Here is a 17925-nt window from a genome sequence, read left to right as displayed (position 1 = left end):
TACTGCTCGCTGTTAAATCACACTGAAAAGGTTCAACTCACTCACTTTAGAGTAGGTTTTTAAGGTGGCTTCCATCGCCATTTCCAGTCCGGTAAAGGTAATGGAAGCTGGGCCGTAATCCAGATCGCTCAACTGACTGATCAGCTGATCGTTGGACGTTGAGATATCTGTCTGAGCATCGCTGAGCATGGTCATTGTATTCTGCGTTTCACCAATGGTGGCGATGGAGGCGTTGAGCTCATCAGAGGCCACGTCTACCGTATCGATGGCATTCTGAATGTCGCTTTGCACCTGCGGATCGGCAGGATCAACCGATGGGTCCTGCAGCTCTTTCGATAATGACGTTAAGGTGTTCAGCACATCCAGGCTATCGCCGAAGAAATCGCTGACGGCCACATTGGTGTCAACCTCTACGCCATTGGAGACAGTAGTTTGGCGATGATCGCCATTCCCCTGGTAGGTATAGCTGTCGGTCACGCCGTCGCCGTCCTCATCCACCGCGACAATCGGCGGCCGATCGTTCACCGTCCCGCCAAACACATAGTGACCGTCTTCATCTTGGTAATTTAACGCCGACACCATCGCTTCAGTCATCGACTGGATATCCTGCCCCAGACTGGATAATGACTCAGCGGTATTGGTGCCGTTCGCGGCTTCCAGCAGATCGTCGCGAATCGCCAACAGATCGTTATTGACGCCGTCGAGAATAGATTCCTGCTGGCTCATCCCTGCCGACGCGGAATTAATATTCGTTTGATATTGGTCGAGGGCCGATTGCTGGCGGTTAAGCTGGGTGATACGGGTCGCCGCAATCGGATCGTCAGACGGCAACAGAATGCTTTTCCCCGTCGCCATCTGCGTGACGACATGAGAAAGATCGCTGGAAAGGTCGTTAAAACTCTGCGTCATAGACACATAAGACTGCTGGGCAGTGACTCGCATTTTTCATTCCCCTTCCGGTTAGCTACACATTTCCAGCACAGAATCGAAAATATCAGCACCTGTTGAGATGACTTTCAGGTTAGCCTCATAAATCTGCTGATAGGTAATGAGGTTGACCGCTTCTTCATCCATGCTGACGCCGCTCACGCTGCTCTGCTGGTTCTGTGCCTCGGAGTACACGTTCGCTGCGGCTTCGGCTTCCGTCTGGTTTTGCTGGCTGTAGATACCAATATTGCTGATGATCGATGAACAGGCTTCGCCCACGGTTACGCTACCGAGTCCTTCAATTTCCAGCGGTTCGGTTGAGATGTTGATCAGCGCCTGCAGGTTATCGCTGTTGCCGCTTTCGTCCGGCGAGCTGGAAAACGCCAGTTCATCGGCGGTGATATCAGGGTTTACCTCCAGCGGGCCATCCGATGAGTTTTCATCATAAATAAACAGCGGTTCACCGGGATTTCCGTTCAAATCGTAGCCCTGCGCCAGTTGGGTGTTAACCGCATCGGCAAATTGCTCCGCCATGCTGTTAATCGTTCCCGTCAGCGGCGTCAGCACCTCATTCTGATAATCAAACAGCGCGCCCAGCGAGCCGCCGGTATCGGTGTTCATGGATGAGGTGGTTCCGGCAAACGTTAACGACATACTCTGCGTGCCATCGGCGTTGGTATCCAGTTCGATGGTGGAACTCTCCTGCCCGCTGACCAATGGCTGACCGTTTTGCAGCGTGACGTTATAGTTGCCTTCATCATCGATATTGACCTGAACGTCCATAATGCCGCTCAACTCTTCCACCATCTGATCGCGGGCGTCATACAGCGCCGAAGCGTTATCGCCGTTGGCTTCAGCTTCAGCAATTTGCTGGTTATAACTGGCAATACCGGTAGTCAGGGTGTTCACCTGCGCCACCATCGCCTGCTCCTGGCTGACGATCTCACTGCTTTGCGAGTCGATGTAATCGAGGGTGTTATCCACGCGCAGCGCCAGCGCGCCGGACTCGCTGATCACCTGCTCACGCAGGGCGGAATCATCCGGGCTGGTGGTGGCTTCGTTTAGCGCGGCAAAAAAGTTATCAAATCCCCCGCTCAGGCTGCTGTTATCATCGCTGAGGACGGTTTCCAACTGCGTTAAATACTCTTGCTGGGTGTTGTAATAGCCATAATCGCTGGCGGCATACCAGACCTGGTTAACCTGATACTGGTTTGAGACCCGGCGAATACTGTCAACCTGCACACCGTTACCCGCACTGTTCGCTGAACCGGAACTCGCGCCAATGGTACTGGTGATGGCAACCTGCCGGGTATAACCGTCAGTCATCGCGTTGGCGGTGTTCTGCGCCGTTACGTTAAGCTCCACCTGCGCAGTCGATGCGCCGCTGTAGCCAATGTTAATCATATCCATCAAAGCGTCCTCGCCGGTCAGTTACCCGGTCTGTCATTAACAACCTTGCCGATTAAGAGCGGCGAAAAAACCGCAGTTCTTAAGCCGCCGCGCAACCTTTATCCTTGGTGATGAGGGGAGAGCTGTTTGACGATCATCTCCGCAATGCCAATGCCGTGCTGTTGGGCAAGACTGTTGCACAGCTGATCGTCATAAAATCCCTGCATCATGCGTACCGAGTCGCTGTTAAACGGGTTATCTTTTGAGTCGAAGATCTCATTGGTTTTACGCATCTCTTTCAGCATGTTGCGTAAGAAGATGGCTTCGAATTGCTGGGCAGCTTTCTGCAAATCGTTATCTTTGATTTTGGGGCCCATTAACGCATCGCTACCGTCAATGCCCCCGCTATGATTCACCTTGATGTCGGCCATTAAATCACCTCCAGATCGGCATCCAGCGCACCAGCTTCATGCAGGGCCTGTAAAATAGACATAATGTCGTCCGGCGTTGCCCCCAGGCTATTGAGCGCGTTGACCAACGTTTTCAGACTGCTGGACTCTGGCAGACTGATCATCCCCGGACGGGCATGATTCACCGAAATATTGCTTTGCGGCGTCACCGCCGTACGGCCACCGGCAAAAGCGTTCGGCTGGCTGACGTTGCTGCTTTCATTGATGGAAACCGTCAGACTGCCATGCGATACCGCCGCCGCATGCAGGGCGATACCATCGCCCATAACGACCGTACCGGTACGCGAGTTAAACACCACCCGAGCCCGGACTTTTTCCGCCTGCACCTGGACGTCATCTAACTGAGACATAAAGGCCACGCGCGCGCCGGGGCTGGTTGGCGCGCGGACGATAACGTTGGTCGAGCTTTGTGCCGTCGCAATGCCGCCAAACGACGCGTTGATCGCCGCGGCAATGTTATTGGCATCTTTAAAGGAGGGGCGTTTCAGATTGAGCGTAATGGTGTCCCCCATCTGGAAGTCGCTGGGAATTTCACGTTCTACCGACGCGCCGTTCGGTATCAGCCCGGCGGTGGGGGTATTCACGGTGACGCTGGAGCCGCTGGCTCCGGTCGCGTTCATCCCGCCGACCACCACGCTCCCTTGCGCAAGGGCATAAACCTCGCCATCCGCGCCGTGTAATTGGGTGAGCAATAGTGTGCCGCCGCGCAGGCTTTTGGCATCGCCGATCGACGAGACCGTGACGTCAATGGTCTGCCCACGCGAGTACATGGGCGGTAGCGTCGCGCTGACCGCCACCGCCGCAACGTTCTTCACCTTCGGATCGATTTTGCTCGGCAGTTGTACACCAAACTGGCGCAGCATGTTGGTAATTGTCTGGTTGGTGAATTTGACCTGGTTTTTATCCCCGGTTCCGTCCAGACCGACCACCAGACTGTAGCCGACGAGTTGGTTTTCCCTGACCCCCTGGACGTTAACCAGCGATTCCAGAGATTGCGACTGCGCCGCGCCTGGCAGCGCCAGGCTCAGGGCGATAACGATGCCGTTTAACGCGTTCATCCAGCGCCCGCTTAAGTGTTGCATATCAAAATCCTGCTTAGATCGGGAAGAGAGGATGGTTAAACAGACGCGTCAGCCAGCCCGCCGCATTGGCATCGCTCAATGCGCCACGGCCCGCGTAGGAGATGCGTGCATCCGCAATACGCTGCGATGAGACGGAGTTGTCGTTCTGAATGTCATCGGCGCGCACCAGGCCACTCAGGCGAATGTACTCATCGCCCTGGTTAAGGGTGAGCCATTTTTCACCGCGAATTTCCAGGATACCGTTCGACTGTACCGAGTGTACCGACACCGTAATTTCACCGCGCAAACTGTTTTGCTGCTGCGAGGTCGCCGTCCCGTTGAAGTCACGATTGGCGTCTACGGAAGCGGAAAGGTTATCTTTGGTATGTCCGAACAGCGTCGGCGCGCCGATGTCGACGGTATTGTTCTTACCGAAATTGGTTTTCGCCTGTTTGCTCGACTGGGTGGATTCTTCCAGCATCACGGTCAGGATATCACCCACGCGATAGGCGCGGCGGTCCGCCGTCAGCGACCAGTTATACCCCGTTTCAAACACGCCCCCCGCGCGACCATCCGCCGTTGGCGGCGCTTCCGTTTTGGGAGGAGCAAAGAATTCGTCATTTTTTTTGACCAGGAGGGCCTGCGATTCGCACCCGCTTAACAGGGGAAGCAGTACCATCAGCCAGAGATAATTTTTCACGTTCTGCCTATTTCTGCCGGATGGCGCTGTACCATCCGGCATTTCACATTCTTGAGTTACAGTGTCTGACTAATAAACTGCAGCATATCGTCTGCCGCAGAGACCATTTTGGCGTTCATCTCATAGGCGCGCTGTACGGTGATCATCGCCACCATTTCGTTGACGATGTCCACGTTCGAGCCTTCCAGTGCTTTATCCTGTAACGTTCCCAGACCATCTTCCCCCGGAATACCTTCCGTCGGTTGACCGCTGGCCGCCGTTTCCAGATACAGGTTGTCGCCTTCGGCTGAAAGCCCGGCCGGGTTGGCGAAATTCACCAGCGTTAGCTGTCCCAGCTCAGTGGGATCGCTGTCGCCGGGTAAAATCGCGCTCACCGTGCCATCGGAAGCAAATGACACGCTGGTTGAACCCGCTGGCACATCAATTTCCGGCTGTAACGGCAACCCCTGGGAGTTGGTCAGCACGCCATCAGCGTTAACCTGCATATTGCCGTCACGGGTATAAGCGATATCCCCATTGGCTTTTTGCACCTGCCAGAACCCCTGTCCCATGATGGCCACATTCATCGTATTGTCGGTGGTTTCTACATTCCCTTCGGTGAAGGTTTTTTGCGTTCCCACAATACGAACACCGCTACCGAACTGCATTCCGGTCGGCATGATGTTATTTTGATCGAGCATGGCGCCCGGCGCTTCCTGAGTCTGATAAAACAGATCCTGGAACATCACGCGGTCGCGCTTAAAGCCCGTGGTATTGACGTTGGCGATGTTGTTGGCAATCGCACTCATCTCAGCATCCTGCGCCGACAGGCCGGTTTTACTGATCCATAACGCTGCATTCATAAAACTTTATCCCTGATTAAAGGCTACGACTCAGGAGCCGCGTAGCAGCCTGTTGCCTGAGTCGCTGAGATCTTCAGCCGTTTTCATCATCTTGATTTGCGCTTCAAACTGACGGTTCATCGCGATAGATGACATCATTTCGCTCACCGCAGACACGTTACTGCCTTCCAGAAAGCCGCCGCTCACTTTGATGTTCTCATCGCGCTGCGCCGGTACGCCGTCCGCCGTGACCAGCATCCCCTCGCTATTTTTCGCCAGATTGGCGACCGGAATATCCACCAGCTTCAGGCGATCGATATCCATCGTTGCTGTAACATCGCCATCGTCAGGCGTGACGGAGAGCGTGCCGTCGCTGCCGAAAGAGGCAATCGCGTTTGGCGGTAAAATAATCGGGCCGTTATCCCCGAGCACCACGTTACCGTCGATGGTCAGTTGCCCCTGATCGTCCTGCTGAATATTGCCGTTACGGGTGTACACCTCGTTTCCCGCTTTATCCTGCACGGCGATATAGCCGGGTCCCTGAATAGCAACATCTAGCGGGCGTTCGGTTTTTTCCGCCACGCCAGTGCTGTCATTGACGCCGCTGGGACTCTCCTTCGCCATAAAACGCGTATCAAAACCACCGCCTTTTACTTTGTCGTTACTCGCCATCGCCATATCCGCGCGAAAACCATTGGTGTTAACGTTGGCGAGGTTATTGGCGCTAATTTGCTGCTCGAGCAGCGTCTGGGTGGCTCCGCTGAGTGCGGTATAAATCAACCGATCCATTTCTTAGCCTTACATCGCCTGGAAGAGAGCCTGATCCAACTGCGTACTGGTCGAAATCACCTTGGTGTTCGCCTGGTAATTACGCTGGGCGGTCATGAGATTGACCAGTTCGTTGGTAATATCCACATTGGAGCTTTCGAGCATGCCGGAGGAGAGCGTGCCGCAAGAGCCGGAGCCAGGCGTGCCAATTAGCGGCGTGCCGGATTCGCCCGTCTGTACCCAGGCTGTGCCGCTTACCGCTTCCAGTCCGTTCTCATTCGGGAAGGTAGCGAGCACGACCTGCCCCTGCAGCATACGTTCGCCGTTGCTGTAGGTGGCGTAAACTTTACCGTCATCATCCACCTGCACGCCGTTCTGCGTTGCCGAGGCATAACCGGTTGCGGAGTTGGTTGTCACCGAGAAATCAGAGCCGTACTGAGTACAGTCTGAGTAATCAATGGTCATCGAAATCGGCGCAGCGTCATCAGTAGTGAACGTGATGGTTTGCGGTGTTGTTGGCGATGTCAGCTTGCCGGTATTTGAGTCGAAGGTCAGCGTGGTCGGTGGGACGCCGCTCTGCGCCTCACCATCAAAGGTGTACTGTACTTCCCAGGTGTTATCGGCGGTTTTGGTAAAATACTGGCTAACCGAGTGTTCGTTACCCAGCGAGTCATACACAGTGGTGGTGTAGCTGTCGGTATAGGTATCGCTGTTGTTCGCGTCAAACGGTACGCTGGTGCGATCGATCGTTTCATCACTGGCGTCAAAGTTTGCCGTGAAGGTCATGCTATCGGTGGCCTGCGCCGGGATGTTGCCGGTTTTAATCTGGATATCAGTGACGGTACCGGTTTGCAGCGTGCCGCTGTCATCAACCGGATAACCTTGCAGGTAATCACCGGACGCATTGACGATATAGCCGTTTTTATCGGTCACAAAAGAGCCGGCACGCGTATAGGAAATATTCCCTGCGCTATCGCACATGACGAAAAAACCATCATCGTTAATGGCTAAATCCAGCGCGTTGCCGGTTGAAACCATCGAGCCGCCGGTGGAGATACTTTGTGCGGAACCGGCCACGCTCACGCCCATCGCCTGCGTCCCGGCGTACATGGCGGAGAACTGGGTGGTCATTGATTTATAACCCACCGTACCGGAGTTAGCGATGTTGTTACTGATGCCGTCCAGTTGTTCGTTGACGGCGTTTAGCCCCGTCGCTGCAATTTCATAACTCATTGTTTCTTCCTGTAAGATTAACTAAATCAGAGCACCATATTGCTGTTGGCGTTATCGCTTCCGTCGTCAGTATCTGGCGGCGTGGTGTCATCGGAACCGCTGGTTCCGTCGGTGCTGTCCGGTACGCCAAACTGGGTGATCATGGTGAATGGCACTTCGCCAACGCCGTCAACGTTGAGCACCGGCGTGCTGCCATCAAGCGGAATACGCACATCTTCCACCTGGCCCGTCACCTCGATCGGCACTTCCTCTTCCCCGGTATTGGTCACCACGGAAACGCTGTAATCGCCCGGGGGGATGCCGTAATCCGCAGGATTGATGTCGAAGTCCACCTGGCCGGGTCCGACGGAGGTTTCACCTTCCGGGATCAGCGACACGGTGTAGTCATCACCCGCTTCATCGGTAAAGTGCAGATCCACATCGGTACAGCTGTCATCCAACGTGACGCGCCCCTGGATCGCCTTGCTGTTGTCTTCGATATCCAGCGAGGTGGTTTGCACCATGATGTCGTCGCCGACCATATTTCCCAGCGCCATCACCTGGATGTTGCTCATCAGCACGGCATTGGTGTTGGCCTGGACGCTCATCTCTTCCATCATCGCCACCTGCGCCATTGAGGAGAGCTGATCGATATAGGCCGTAGGATCGGTGGGATCGGTCGGGTCCTGGTTTTCAATTTCAGCCACAAACAGCGTCAGAAACGTGTCGACCGCCGAGGTTTCGGTGGACGTGGTGGTTGTTGTGGTGCTGCTGGTGTCGCTGGTATCCGTCGTTGACGACGTCGTCGAAGAACTGCTGTCTCCCACATTAGTGCTTTGCGCCGTGGCGCCGACGTTATTTTCAGCAACCGCCGTCGTCTTCTCCTGAGAAGAAGCCAGCGCCTGAGATTGGGCATACAGAGCCAGGGTATTCATTACACTTCTCCCAGTTTGAGTAAGCTTTGCTGCATACTTTTGACGTTATTCAGCACATCAACGTCGGTTTCAAAATCACGTGATGCGGACATCATGTCAGCCATTTGCTCGACCACGTTGACGTCCGGGTACCAGACAAAACCGTTCTGATCCGCCATTGGGTGATGCGGCTCATAACGCTTTACCGCCCCGCCGCTTTGCATGACGTCCTGCACTTGTACGCTGGCGCCATCAATGGCGTGACGGTTATGTCCCCCTATCAGGCTATTGTTGTAAACCGCGGCAAAAACCGGGCTGCGCGCCTTATAGGCCTGCGCCTCGCTGCTGGCAGGAGATTCCGCATTCGCCATGTTGCTGGCGACGGTATTCAGACGGATGGTTTGCGCCGTCATCGCCGAACCGGAAATCTGGTAAATATCAGTAAACGACATGGTTATTTCCCTTCAATGGCCTCTTTGATGCCGCTAAGTTGCAGATTCAAAAAAGTCAGACTGCTTTGATAATCCATACTATTTTGTGAAAACCGGGCCTGCTCGGTATTCAGCTCTACGGTATTGCCATCCTCTGAAGGCTGCATCGGCACGCGGTATTTCACGTCAACCTCGGGCGGAACATTTGTACGACTTGCCCGTTGCATCTCAGCGGCAAAATCAATATCTTTGGCTTTGAAATTTGGTGTATCGACGTTTGCCAGATTCGCAGTCAGTAGCTCGGTCCTCTCAAGACGTAACTTCACTGCCAGCGGATGTACACCCAATGCCTGCTGAAAACTGATTCCCATTTCTTGCATCACTCCTGCGTAGATATCGCTGTTATTAGCAATATGTATGCCAACTTTTAAGTGATTGATGAGAAATGACTTTATGAAAAGACACCCTCACAGAAGGAAGCCCTCTTTCCTCTTTGCCGTGGAAATGATGCTGGCTATATGCTGTGGCTTACCCGTATATGCCGCCGTCCATCCCATTCAGCACAGCGCCCGGGAACAGATCAACGCGCAGATTCTCAATGCCGCCAGTCATGAAATTGACGCGCTGGCGCGCAAACAGCAGTGGCAGGACTATCGCTACACGTTCAATATTTATATTCCCTCAGCCGTGAGTACCAGCGCGCTATGCGCGTCGGCGCCGCAGGTTACCTCAAGCACATCACCGGAGATGGTCCTGTCACGAATGAACTTTGTGGTCAGTTGTCCGGGCAGCAATGGCTGGCAATTTAACGTGGCGGTACGCCCCGATGTGTCGATTCCGGTGGTCATGCCAAAGTCGTTGATTGCGCGAGATACGGTAATCACCGCCGACGACCTGCAGCTTAAAAAATTCAATATCAGCAACCAGCGCGAAGGGTTGATGACGAATATCGATGAGGCGATTGGTCTCACCAGCAAGCGCGCCCTGCAACCGGGCAAACCGATTACCCGTAGCGAGCTGGTACTGCCCGTACTGGTCAAACGCGACCAGTCGGTGATGATCGTCTCCCACATGGCCGGGATCACCGCCTCAATTCCGGGCGTGGCGTTGAAGAATGGTCGTAAAGGGGATGTGATAAAAATTCGCAACAGCAGCAGCCAGCGGATCATTAGCGGGATGGTGGACGATACCGGCGTGGTCACCACGCTGACGGCGGAATAGTGCGGGGATTTTTTGTGATGGGATTAAAGTTTTCCTCTATTGCCGTCGCTTTTAGCCAATAACAGATAACCAACCCAACGGAATATGTACGAGGTTGCTATGAAAATTACCCCAACTCTGCCAGGCAATCGCCCTGCATCGACAACCGAACAGGCGCGTGCAGACAAGAGCAGCGTGCAGACGAGCGCGTCCAGTTCCGCATCGCTTTCCGCCGACGATATTACTCAGGCGGGATTACAAACGGCGCAGCAAACGCTGAACAGTGATACGCAAAGTGACGTTGATTACGACAAAGTGGCGCAAATGCAGGCCATGCTGGCCTCAGGCGATTTGCAGGTTGATACCGATCAACTGGCTGGGGACATGCTCAGCTTTTTCCAGAAATAAGAGGCTACAACAGTGAGTACCAGGCTACAGCAGGTGAAAACTCTGCTTCAGGGCATCCGCGAGGACGGGACGCGGTATGACGCGCTCAGACACCAGTTGGAACAACAACGTCTGTGTATGATCCGTCGCGACAGCGACGAACTACTGGCCGTCAATGAACTTATTCAACAGCATTATGAGCAGTTGCAAAACAGCAGCCAACAGCGCCGGTCGCTCCTGCAACTGCTGGGCGTAAGCGTCAATCGTGCAGGGATAGAACAGGTCTTTAGCTGGCTGCCGGGCGTGCAGAAAACTGCCGCAGAGGGCTGGTGGCAAAGCCTTGAGCAAAAAGCGAAACGCTGCAAGATGTACAACGAAAAAAACGGCGATCTGCTGATCCGTCAGTATGAATTTATTCAGGCTTTTTTAGGTACTGAGCCCGATTTTATTTACCAGCGCTAAAACTTCCTTCCCTGACGCGGAAACCGGCTTTCCGCGCCTCATCTAACCAATTGATATAAATATAATTAAAATTCAGGCATGGATATTGCACTGTCATAGCCAGATTTTGAATATTGGGATTACTGAGAACACATTATGAGTATGATTGATTGTTACGAGCCTGACTTTGTCCGGTTGTTTTTATCCCACCATCCGGATTCCGCTTTACTGGTCAACGTGCGCTGGAAAACGGAAGTTCGTCAGAGTCTGGTCTTAACCGATCCGGCCAGCTGCCAGGCTGCATTAGGCGATCCCAATGCCTTTGTCTTGCATCATTCAAAATGTGCGGCCGCCCCTGACAGCCCGACGTTATCCCCACGCGATCAGGTATTGAATCAATCTGCTCTGAATACCATTACCCTGCCAGGCTTGTCACCGGAGCTGCGCCTCTATGCGCTGGGCATCATGCTCTCTTTTTGTGAGAAATGCCCAGACAGTAGCGACGAGACGCTGGAAAAGCTGGCTTCGCTACCGCAGGTGCTGGCTGACCATGCGCAAAGTGGAAAACTGCAGGAGCAATTCGCACAACTGCCCAGTCTGCCCCAGTTGCAGCGGGAAATGATCACCCAAATGGGCAACTGCGATTTCAATTGGGAACTGTTGCCGGAAAGCGCGCGTAAGCTGACCTTGCCCCTGCAGGTAAGCCTGCTGATGCTGCAAGATGCTAACAGTGAAGCCTTGCTCCAACAGCAATTGCATGATCAGTGGTTAATGACCTGGGAGCGCTATTTCGCGCAGGATGCCTGGATTTTCAGTAACTATCTGATTTATCGCCTTTATCACGATACCTTCCCGCAACATGACGATGAAAGCGCGCTCCAGCGTTTCTTCTGGTTGGTCGCTGACGTCTTTATGATTCGTACACTGTTTTGCCTGTGGACACTGGACGGTTCCGCATTAAGCCACGACGAAATTTATGCCCTTTTCGCGCTGTTTGAAGCGTGGCGCAATAGCGAGCATGCCATCTCGCTGCGCCAGCATATTGTGAACATATTGCCGGGAGACCCTCTGCTCTCGGCGTTTTCCCTGATTACACGTTAGCACCTGTTGACCGGGTGAATGCCCGGTCCTTTTTCGAACCGCGAATACACATCACCATGCCTGAAACCTCTAAAGCTCGTTCCGCCCTGACCGGCATTGTCAAAACGCTGGAAACTGGCCGTGAAAAACCGTTTGTCAGCGTCATTACCCCAACGTGGAACCGCGCCGCTTTCTTACCCTATTTACTGTATATGTTCCGCTACCAGGATTACCCTGCCGACCGCCGGGAGCTAGTGATCCTCGATGATTCCCCGCAAAGCCATCAGTCGGTCATTGACAGGCTGACACAGAATCACCCGGAGAAATTTAATATTCGTTATATCTATCATCCGGAAAAACTGACGCTGGGCAGAAAGCGGAATATGCTCAATGCGCTGGCGTTAGGTGAATATATTCTGTGTATGGATGACGATGACTATTATCCGGCGGATAAGATCTCTTACACCATCGACATGATGCAACGTCATCGGGCGTTGATTTCGGGTTCCGATCAAATCCCCATCTGGTATAGCCATATCAACCGCTTGTTTAAAAGCCGCAGCTTTGGCCCGCAAAACATTCTCAACGGCACCTTTTGCTACCATCGCAATTATTTGAAAAAGCACCGTTACGATGATGAATGTAACTTAGGCGAAGAAGAAGGATTCACCAATCAATTCACCGTGAATCCACTTCAATTGCCGGGCGAGCGCACCATCATTTGTATCTCGCATAGCCAAAATACGTTCGATAAAGACTTTGTATTGGGAAGCAGCGAGCCGCAGGAAACCACGCTGGCACAGGCGGTTACCGACCCAATGCTAAAAAACTGGTATCAAAGCCTGCATAACGCCACGCATCATCAACCGATCCGCTGGGATTACATTGATCAGGTGGTGATCGTGAATCTGGATTCGCGCCCGGATCGTTTAGCGCACATCCAGCAAGAGCTGTCGTTTCTTAATTTTCCCGCGGAAAAAGTTACCCGACTGGCCGCATCAGTAGCAACCAATGGCCAGATTGGTCGCCGTCAGTCCCATATGCAGGCGCTGCAACTGGCGCAGCGTCAGGGCTGGAAAAACTACCTGTTACTTGAAGATGACAGCGTGATCCTCAAGCAGGAAAAGCATATTCGGGTACTCAATTCGCTCCTGAGCGCGTTACCTAATTTTCCGTGGGAAGTGGTCATCCTCGGCGGAGAAATTAAGCAAGGCAGCGAACTGAAAAGCCTGCAGGGCATGATCCATGCCCGCGACTGCAATAAAGTTTGCGCCTATCTGGTAAACAGCCGTTATTACCCGACGCTGGCTCAGCAAATGGAGCATGACCTCTCCGACACCCTCGAAGGGCAATGGCAACCGCTGCTACGTGAAGGAAAATGGCTCTCGTGTTATCCGAGCATTTGTTATCAGCGTGCGGGATATAGCGATATCGAAAAGAAAGAAACCGATAACATCGGCTACTACTTCAATAAAATTAATAAAAAACCCGAGACCGTCAACGCGCTGGTAAGCAACTCGCAACCGTCGACTTCCACTCATATCGATGCCATTGGCTTCTATATGGAAACATCGCTGCATTACACGGTGTACCGCCCCATTATTAGCGCGCTTCAGGCGATGGGCCATTCTTGCTCGTTGTTGGTGAGTGACAAAATACACAAGTCGTTTCTGGATGAAATGACAGCGACGATTAAAACCATTAACGACTCCGCGCTGGGCGGAACACGCCTTTCTACGGTCATTCAGCAACGCCAGCGTTTCAAATGCCTGGTAAGCCCCTACTACACACCGTTGCTAAACGGGCTGGCGGATACCCATGTGCGTGCCATGTATGGCCTGGCGAAAGAAGAGTGGAACCATGCCTGGTGGAACGCTTTTTATCATCGCATCCTGTGCTACAGCCACTATAGCCAGCACGCGCTTGATATTGGCGGTAGTGCAAAAGTGGTCGGCAATCCCCGCTTCGATGAGTGGCACAACCACACTTTTGATAACACGTTGCCAAACAGTCTGAAGCTCAATGCGAAAAAACAGACCATTCTGTATGCCCCTACCTATGGCGCGCTAAGCTCGCTGCCCCATTGGGCGGAACAGCTCGGTCGCTTAAGTCATGAATATAATATCGTCACAAAATTGCATCATGGCACCCTTCACAGACCGGAGGAAACCGCCTCTCTGGCGCTGGCGCAGCGCTATTTAAAGAACAGACTCGACGACCCACAGCATCTGCTGGCGCTTATTGCACAAGCAGATTACATCCTGACGGACAGCAGCGGCTTTATTTTTGACGCTATTCATATGAATAAACGCGTCATTTTACTGAGCTGGCCAGGTATGGCTTCGCTATTGGATGGACAACAAAGTTTCTCTACCCCTGACAGTGCCGATCAACGTATCCGTGACATTCTCCCGGTGGCTCAGGACATACAGGCGTTACGCAACGCGCTCTCCGACGCGTTTGATTGGGCTGCGCTGGAAACGCCGTTAGCTGAGATTCGCCGCCACTATTGTGATGCATTTATGGATGGACAGGCGGGGAAACGGGCAGCTCAGGAAATCGTAAGCCTCATCGAGGCGTCGCCCCAACAACACAGCAATACGTTGCTGATAAGCCTGCAACAGAAGTTATTTAGTTGATAACACAGTAATTGTCGCCAGAGATGAATCTATGCCAACGCCTTTAGTGAGTATTATCGTCACCAGTTATAATCACGATGCTTTCCTTGAAGAGGCGCTGGATAGCGTCTTTAACCAGACGTGGAAAAATATCGAAGTGATCATCGTCGATGATGCGTCTACCGATCGGTCTGTTGATATCATTAAAAAATATCAACGGAAATATAATTGCAAAACGATCCTACGCGAAACTAACTATTATTCGCAGAAAAATAAAATTGGTGATAAACCGATCATCGAGGCAATGAATATGGCCTCGGGTAAATATATTGCTGTCGTCGACTCTGATGATCTTATCGTCCGCACCAAAATCTCCCATCAGGTTAATATTCTCGAGAAAAATCCACATTGCGTCATGTGCTATAGCGCCATTGAGGTCATCATGCCTGATGGCTCGCGTTTTCCCTACAGCGATATATTCCTTGATGGCGATGTTTTTCATCACCTTCTGGTATCAGGCAATCTCAGTCTTTATATCGGATCGTTAATCCGCCGCGAGGCGTATCTGAAGATAGAGCGCTCCGATCCTGAACTGGTACAGGAAGACTGGGATATGTTTCTGAAACTTTCCCGCCAGGGGCATTTTATTTCATCCCGACGTTTAGTGGCTTACTACCGTCGCCATGACAACAACACCTGGTACAGAAAAGATAACAGCAAATTAATGTACCAAAACCGGATGATGATCCTTAATCAGTGGAAACATGAAGAGGCCTGGGTAGACGCGATGAACAGCCGCTGGAAGCAGTATGCTCATCCCGACCATACGCTGATCAAAGAAGATATTGACGAACTGTTGCTTAAACAGCCAACCGACCCCTTGCTACATTTCCAGGGTTTTATCGTGGCCATTCACCATAAAGACGTCAGCAAAGCACAATATCATATTGTTCAGGCCATCATCTATTGTGATAGTCGCCTGGAAATATTACCTCAATTATATTTTGCCGCGTTAAAAAGTATTACTGATAAGAAGATCAGAAGCACGCTCCTTACCAGTCTGAAAACCAGACTGCCAGAACACTATCAACAGATTAGTGAAAAATTCCCTCAGGACCCTCAGCAATGAAACAAGCAGATCATAACCTTATTACGGTCACCAAACCTTTCTTACCTCCACTCGAGGAGTTTATGCCGTATCTGCAAGAGATTTGGTCAAGTAAGCAGTTAACCAATAATGGCGTCATGCATCAACTGTTAGAGGAAAGGTTAGCGTCTTACTTGAACGTTCCTTATATCTCACTGTTTTGTAATGCGACTATCGCGTTAATTGCCGCAATGCAAACGCTGAGAATTAAAGGCGAGGTCATTACCACCCCTTATTCTTTTGTTGCCACGACTCATAGCATTCTCTGGAACCAATTAACGCCAGTATTTGTTGATATTGAACCACACAGCTTTAATATCAACCCGCACCTGATTGAGTCGGCCATTACCCCGAAAACAGGGTTAATTATGCCGGTGCATGTCTACGGCCAAAGCTGTAACACTACTGAAATAGAAAAAATTTCCAATAATTATGGTATTCCCGTCATTTATGATGCGGCACATGCTTTTGCTGTAGAAGATTGCGGCGGAAGCATTCTACGTCATGGCGATCTTTCGGTCCTCAGCTTCCATGCAACAAAAGTGTTCAATACTTTTGAGGGTGGCGCCATCGTCAGTTACGATAAAAAAACAAAACAACGGATCGATTACCTGAAAAACTTTGGTATTGCTGACGAGTTAACCGTTGTCGCGCCAGGCATCAATGGCAAAATGAATGAAATCCAGTCGGCTTTTGGTCTCTTACAATTAAATTATATTGATGAGGCGATAGCCAGGCGCCAAAAAATCGATCGCTGTTATCGAGAGCAACTCGCCAATACGCAAGGGATCGTTATTCCTGACAGCAATGCCAATCTTAAGAGTAACTACAGTTATTTCCCGATCCTGGTGCGCCCCGACTATAAAATGTCGCGAGATGCGTTATACGATCATCTCAAAAAACATAACATTTTAACGCGGCGTTATTTCTACCCGTTGCTGTCGAATCTTAACATGTACAAAAACATGTCTGGCGCCAATAAAGAGACGCTGCCCGTGGCGAACCAAATCGCCGAACAGGTGCTGTGTCTGCCGATTTATCCTGATATGACCCCCGAAGAACTCAGCACTATTATTGAGCTCATAACAGCATGATCAATGTACTTATCTTCCCTGCAGGGACCGAAATTGGCAGAGAAATTTACCTGTCTCTTCGATACGAAAAAAACGTAAATCTGGTTTTAGCCGGGGCGGATTACGATAGCCATGCCCGACATTACACCAGCGAGTACCATATCGTACCTGACGTTACGCATTGCAATTGGTTACCCACATTGCAGGCATTAGTGCTGCAAGAAAAAATTGATTACATTTTCCCGGCACATGATGAAGCCCTTCTTGCCTTATCTGAAAACCGGGGCGCGCTTTCCGCCACGGTACTCTGCCCATCGCAAGAAACCTGCCAGATTACGCGTTTTAAAAGTAAAACATATCAGGCTCTCACACATTCAATTCCCACCCCGCAGATCTTTAACGACGTTACTGAGATAAAGCAATGGCCCGTTTTTGTTAAACCAGATCGCGGTCAGGGCGCGCAGGGAGCAGCGCGTGTTGATACCCCAGCCATGCTGGCATCATTACAGGCAGAAAGAGATGATCTGATTGTTTGCGAATATTTAAGTGGGGAAGAGTTTACGGTTGATTGTTTTTCCGATCGCGCTCAGGGATTACTGTTTTGCCAACCTCGCATACGCTCACGTATACGTGCCGGTATTGCAATGACCTCAACCTTAGTGAGTCTGCCGGAAGTGGACGCTTACGCTCGCGCTATTTCGCAGCAATTGCAGCTCTACGGCGCATGGTTTTTTCAGTTGAAGCGTTCTGCCTCAGGTACTTTGACATTACTGGAAGTCGCGCCGCGTATTGCAGGCACAATGGCGCTTAATCGTGCTAATGGCGTTAATTTCGCCATGCTGACGTTGTACGAAAGTATGCGGGTAAACGTCAAATTGCACCCGCTCAGTAAAAACCTGCAAATTACACGTAGCTTAACGAATCACTATACGCATAATTTCACGTTTCGACATGTCTACATCGACTACGATGATACCGTCGTCATCAAAGATAAACTCTGCGTGCCTGTCTTCACTTTTCTCTGCCAATGTCTGAATCGCGGGATAAAAATTCATCTCATTACGCGTCATGCCGGTGACATTTATGCTGAACTGGCGAAACGGCGGATTAACAATTTCTTTGACACCATTACCCACTTAGGTAAAAACGATAAGAAAAGTGATTATATTGACGAGGCCGACGCCATATTTATCGACGACAGTTTCTCTGAACGACAGGAAGTTAATTCGGTCACCGGACTTCCTGTCTTCGACATCAGCATGCTCGAACTATTAATATGTGAATAA

Annotated in this window: 19 protein-coding genes; 8 read left to right on the top strand and 11 right to left on the bottom strand. The window is 51.5% G+C overall.

The window, feature by feature from the left end; all coding sequences use genetic code 11:
• Positions 1–12: 12 nt before the first annotated feature.
• The 11 genes from flgL to flgB all read right to left on the bottom strand — a co-directional run bounded on the left by flgL (position 13) and on the right by flgB (position 9064).
• Positions 13–942: a flagellar hook-associated protein FlgL gene (flgL, locus tag OOJ59_RS00335; protein WP_069323862.1), complete on the bottom strand. Its 930-nt coding sequence runs from the start codon at positions 940–942 to the stop codon at positions 13–15.
• Between the two features lie 18 nt (positions 943–960).
• The gene (gene flgK, locus OOJ59_RS00330) at positions 961–2337 is read right to left on the bottom strand and encodes a flagellar hook-associated protein FlgK (RefSeq protein ID WP_087856482.1); all 1377 of its coding nucleotides are present in this window, start codon (positions 2335–2337) and stop codon (positions 961–963) included.
• Between the two features lie 98 nt (positions 2338–2435).
• The gene (locus tag OOJ59_RS00325; RefSeq protein WP_110498852.1) at positions 2436–2738 is read right to left on the bottom strand and encodes a rod-binding protein; all 303 of its coding nucleotides are present in this window, start codon (positions 2736–2738) and stop codon (positions 2436–2438) included.
• Positions 2739–2746: 8 nt separating this feature from the next.
• Complete coding sequence (locus OOJ59_RS00320) at positions 2747–3868, bottom strand: flagellar basal body P-ring protein FlgI (RefSeq protein ID WP_087856483.1); 1122 nt, start codon at positions 3866–3868, stop codon at positions 2747–2749.
• 13 nt (positions 3869–3881) lie between these two features.
• On the bottom strand, positions 3882–4547 hold the full coding sequence (gene flgH, locus OOJ59_RS00315; RefSeq protein WP_038643004.1) for a flagellar basal body L-ring protein FlgH: 666 nt from the start codon (positions 4545–4547) through the stop codon (positions 3882–3884).
• A 56-nt stretch (positions 4548–4603) separates the two neighbouring features.
• On the bottom strand, positions 4604–5389 hold the full coding sequence (flgG, locus tag OOJ59_RS00310) for a flagellar basal-body rod protein FlgG (RefSeq protein ID WP_038637632.1): 786 nt from the start codon (positions 5387–5389) through the stop codon (positions 4604–4606).
• Positions 5390–5419: 30 nt separating this feature from the next.
• Entirely contained in the window at positions 5420–6157 is a 738-nt protein-coding gene (locus OOJ59_RS00305) for a flagellar basal body rod protein FlgF (protein ID WP_038637629.1), read from the bottom strand.
• A 9-nt stretch (positions 6158–6166) separates the two neighbouring features.
• Positions 6167–7369, bottom strand: coding sequence for a flagellar hook protein FlgE (gene flgE, locus OOJ59_RS00300; protein ID WP_085047733.1), 1203 nt, complete (start codon positions 7367–7369; stop codon positions 6167–6169).
• Between the two features lie 26 nt (positions 7370–7395).
• Positions 7396–8283 (bottom strand): flagellar hook capping FlgD N-terminal domain-containing protein, encoded by an 888-nt coding sequence (locus tag OOJ59_RS00295; RefSeq protein ID WP_085047734.1) that lies wholly within the window; start codon positions 8281–8283, stop codon positions 7396–7398.
• Positions 8283–8714 (bottom strand): flagellar basal body rod protein FlgC, encoded by a 432-nt coding sequence (flgC, locus tag OOJ59_RS00290; protein ID WP_006685942.1) that lies wholly within the window; start codon positions 8712–8714, stop codon positions 8283–8285. Before flgC ends, OOJ59_RS00295 begins: the two co-directional genes overlap by 1 nt.
• A 2-nt stretch (positions 8715–8716) precedes the next feature.
• The gene (gene flgB / locus OOJ59_RS00285; RefSeq protein ID WP_042310529.1) at positions 8717–9064 is read right to left on the bottom strand and encodes a flagellar biosynthesis protein FlgB; all 348 of its coding nucleotides are present in this window, start codon (positions 9062–9064) and stop codon (positions 8717–8719) included.
• Between the two features lie 82 nt (positions 9065–9146).
• On the opposite strand from flgB, the gene flgA reads away from it, so the two are divergent.
• The 8 genes from flgA to OOJ59_RS00245 all read left to right on the top strand — a co-directional run bounded on the left by flgA (position 9147) and on the right by OOJ59_RS00245 (position 17925).
• Positions 9147–9914 (top strand): flagellar basal body P-ring formation chaperone FlgA, encoded by a 768-nt coding sequence (gene flgA, locus OOJ59_RS00280; protein ID WP_193156905.1) that lies wholly within the window; start codon positions 9147–9149, stop codon positions 9912–9914.
• 99 nt (positions 9915–10013) lie between these two features.
• On the top strand, positions 10014–10301 hold the full coding sequence (gene flgM, locus OOJ59_RS00275; protein WP_038643000.1) for a flagellar biosynthesis anti-sigma factor FlgM: 288 nt from the start codon (positions 10014–10016) through the stop codon (positions 10299–10301).
• Positions 10302–10313: 12 nt separating this feature from the next.
• On the top strand, positions 10314–10742 hold the full coding sequence (gene flgN / locus OOJ59_RS00270) for a flagellar protein FlgN (protein ID WP_038637617.1): 429 nt from the start codon (positions 10314–10316) through the stop codon (positions 10740–10742).
• A 135-nt stretch (positions 10743–10877) separates the two neighbouring features.
• Positions 10878–11822 carry a lysine-N-methylase gene (locus tag OOJ59_RS00265; protein ID WP_085047736.1) on the top strand — a complete coding sequence of 315 codons (945 nt, stop codon included), beginning with the start codon at positions 10878–10880 and terminating at the stop codon, positions 11820–11822.
• Between the two features lie 56 nt (positions 11823–11878).
• The gene (locus OOJ59_RS00260; protein WP_160956220.1) at positions 11879–14440 is read left to right on the top strand and encodes a glycosyltransferase; all 2562 of its coding nucleotides are present in this window, start codon (positions 11879–11881) and stop codon (positions 14438–14440) included.
• 31 nt (positions 14441–14471) lie between these two features.
• Complete coding sequence (locus OOJ59_RS00255; RefSeq protein WP_087856490.1) at positions 14472–15548, top strand: glycosyltransferase family 2 protein; 1077 nt, start codon at positions 14472–14474, stop codon at positions 15546–15548.
• Positions 15545–16660, top strand: a complete 1116-nt coding sequence (locus tag OOJ59_RS00250) for a DegT/DnrJ/EryC1/StrS family aminotransferase (RefSeq protein WP_038637606.1) — start codon at positions 15545–15547, stop codon at positions 16658–16660. The genes OOJ59_RS00255 and OOJ59_RS00250 overlap by 4 nt, the downstream gene beginning before the upstream one ends.
• Positions 16657–17925: an ATP-grasp domain-containing protein gene (locus OOJ59_RS00245; RefSeq protein WP_137346867.1), complete on the top strand. Its 1269-nt coding sequence runs from the start codon at positions 16657–16659 to the stop codon at positions 17923–17925. The genes OOJ59_RS00250 and OOJ59_RS00245 overlap by 4 nt, the downstream gene beginning before the upstream one ends.

It is taken from the genome of Citrobacter sp. W9 (assembly GCF_026719375.1).
Classification (GTDB): Bacteria; Pseudomonadota; Gammaproteobacteria; order Enterobacterales; family Enterobacteriaceae; genus Citrobacter; species Citrobacter werkmanii.
The sequence above is the reverse complement of the archived record's forward strand: the minus strand, read 5'-3'. Positions and strand labels throughout refer to the sequence as shown.

Bases quoted from the DNA above. Each gene is read 5' to 3' on its own strand.
- flgA (WP_193156905.1), top strand. From the start codon at position 9,147: ATGAAAAGACACCCTCACAGAAGGAAGCCCTCTTTCCTCTTTGCCGTG.
- OOJ59_RS00245 (WP_137346867.1), top strand. From the start codon at position 16,657: ATGATCAATGTACTTATCTTCCCTGCAGGGACCGAAATTGGCAGAGAA.
- flgC (WP_006685942.1), bottom strand. From the start codon at position 8,714: ATGTCGTTTACTGATATTTACCAGATTTCCGGTTCGGCGATGACGGCG.
- flgM (WP_038643000.1), top strand. From the start codon at position 10,014: ATGAAAATTACCCCAACTCTGCCAGGCAATCGCCCTGCATCGACAACC.
- OOJ59_RS00260 (WP_160956220.1), top strand. From the start codon at position 11,879: ATGCCTGAAACCTCTAAAGCTCGTTCCGCCCTGACCGGCATTGTCAAA.
- OOJ59_RS00255 (WP_087856490.1), top strand. From the start codon at position 14,472: ATGCCAACGCCTTTAGTGAGTATTATCGTCACCAGTTATAATCACGAT.
- OOJ59_RS00250 (WP_038637606.1), top strand. From the start codon at position 15,545: ATGAAACAAGCAGATCATAACCTTATTACGGTCACCAAACCTTTCTTA.
- flgG (WP_038637632.1), bottom strand. From the start codon at position 5,389: ATGAATGCAGCGTTATGGATCAGTAAAACCGGCCTGTCGGCGCAGGAT.
- OOJ59_RS00320 (WP_087856483.1), bottom strand. From the start codon at position 3,868: ATGCAACACTTAAGCGGGCGCTGGATGAACGCGTTAAACGGCATCGTT.
- OOJ59_RS00265 (WP_085047736.1), top strand. From the start codon at position 10,878: ATGAGTATGATTGATTGTTACGAGCCTGACTTTGTCCGGTTGTTTTTA.
- flgL (WP_069323862.1), bottom strand. From the start codon at position 942: ATGCGAGTCACTGCCCAGCAGTCTTATGTGTCTATGACGCAGAGTTTT.
- OOJ59_RS00305 (WP_038637629.1), bottom strand. From the start codon at position 6,157: ATGGATCGGTTGATTTATACCGCACTCAGCGGAGCCACCCAGACGCTG.
- flgB (WP_042310529.1), bottom strand. From the start codon at position 9,064: ATGGGAATCAGTTTTCAGCAGGCATTGGGTGTACATCCGCTGGCAGTG.
- flgE (WP_085047733.1), bottom strand. From the start codon at position 7,369: ATGAGTTATGAAATTGCAGCGACGGGGCTAAACGCCGTCAACGAACAA.
- flgK (WP_087856482.1), bottom strand. From the start codon at position 2,337: ATGGATATGATTAACATTGGCTACAGCGGCGCATCGACTGCGCAGGTG.
- OOJ59_RS00295 (WP_085047734.1), bottom strand. From the start codon at position 8,283: ATGAATACCCTGGCTCTGTATGCCCAATCTCAGGCGCTGGCTTCTTCT.